Raw genomic sequence first — 1,870 nt, 5'->3', positions numbered from 1 at the left:
CAGATGTGTATAAGAGACAGGCGTTGGACCAGGCCGGGGTGGAGGAGGTCGAGGCGGCGGTTTCGGGGCTGGTGGAGGTGCTGCCGATCGCTCCGCTTCAGGAGGGTCTGCTCTTCCACTCCCTGTTTGACCAGGACGGTGTGGACGTTTATGTCGAGCAGTTGGTTCTGGCGCTCGATGGTGAGGTGGATGGGGGGCGGTTGCGGGCGTCGTGGCAGGCGTTGGTGGATCGTCATGCGGCGTTGAGGGCTGGTTTCGTGCAGGTTGGTGGTGCTGCGGGTCCGGTGCAGGTGGTGGTCGAGCGGGCCGAACTGCCGTGGCGTGAGGTCGATTTGACGGGCCTGGGTGACGGTGCCGTGGATCGGGTGGGTGTTGAGGAGCGGTCGGCAAGGTTCGATCTCGCGGCCCCGCCGTTGCTGCGGGTGGCGCTGGTGCGGGTCGGTGAGCGTCGTTTCGAGATGGTGGTGACGCTGCATCACCTGCTGTTGGATGGTTGGTCGCTTCCGCTGGTGATGCGGGAGTTGTGGGCGTTGTATGCGGCCGGCGGTCGGGCGGTTGGACTTGGTGTGCCGGTGTCGTCGCGGCCGTACTGGGCGTGGTTGGCGTGTCGGGATGCGTCGGTGGCGCTGGAGGCGTGGCGGGCCGAGTTGGCGCCGGTCGAGGAGCCGACGCTCGTCGCACCCACTGTCGCCGGGACGGACGCCGTGTTGGCTCGGTCGCTGACGGTCGAGGCGCGGGAGGGGCTGGTCGAGGGCCTGGAGCGGGTTGCCCGTGGTGCCGGCGTGACGCTCAACACCGTGGTCCAGCTGGCCTGGGGGCTGGTGCTGGGGCAGTTGACGGGTCGTCGTGAGGTGGTGTTCGGGGCGACGGTGGCGGGGCGTCCGGCGGAGCTTCCGGGGATGGAGGCGATGCTCGGCCTGTTCATCAACACGCTGCCGGTACGCGTCGATCTGGACGCTGCTCATTCGGTGAGCGAGGCGCTTCAGGTGCTTCAGGCGCGGCAGTCGGCGTTGCTGGACCACCAGCATGTCGGGCTGAGCGAGGTGCAGCGGGCCGCCGGCCCCGGCGCGACCTTCGACACCCTGCTGGCCTTCGAGAACTACCCGGGAGATCCGGCGGCACAGCCGTCAGTGGCGGGCCTGACGATTTCAGGTGTCGCGTCGCGCGAGTCGACGAGCTTCGCGCTGGCACTGGGCGTCCGGCCCGAGGAAGGGCTGACGCTACGGCTGGACTATCGCCCGGACGCCTTCGACGGCGATGCCGCCCGGACCCTGATCGATCGCGTGGTACGCGCGTTGGAGCGGCTCGCCTCGGACCCGGAGGTCCGGCTCGCCGAGCTTGAGCTGTTGGACGAGTCCGAGTGGGCCGCGGTGGTGGAGGAGTGGAACGCCACCGCCCTGCCGACGGAGCCCGGCATGATCCTGGACCGGTTCCGACGGTGGGTCGTGGAAACTCCGCACGCGACGGCCGTGCGGTCAGGCGACCAGTCGCTGTCGTACGCCGAGTTGGACGCGCGCTCGGACGCTGTCGCTCGCGGTTTGGTGGCGCGGGGTGTGGGGCGTGAGTCGCGGGTGGGGCTGTGCCTGCCGCGCGGAACCGAGATGGTTACCGCGGTCCTGGCCGTATGGAAGGCCGGTGGGGCGTACGTCCCGTTGGATCCTGAGTATCCGTCCGACCGGTTGCTGTTCATGGTGGCTGACAGCGGCGCGGAGCTGGTGCTGGTCGCGGAGGAGACCGTAGACCGGTTGTCGGCCGAGGTGGAGACCGTCCTGCCCGCAGAGCTGGAGACCGAGTTCGGCGAGGGGCCGGACAGCGTCGTGGATCCGGGCCAACTGGCGTACGTCATCTATACGTCGGGGTCGACGGGGCG

1 protein-coding gene is annotated in these 1,870 nt (G+C 69.3%); it reads left to right on the top strand.

Annotated features, from left to right (window positions below):
* Positions 1-23 precede the first annotated feature (23 nt).
* The coding region (locus AC31A1_RS50790; RefSeq protein ID WP_489659814.1) for a condensation domain-containing protein at positions 24-1,870 on the top strand (1,847 nt) is incomplete at its 3' end.

This window comes from Streptomyces sp. P5F9, assembly GCF_057961495.1.
Note: the sequence above shows the minus strand (reverse complement) of the source record. Positions and strands in the feature narration are given on the sequence as shown.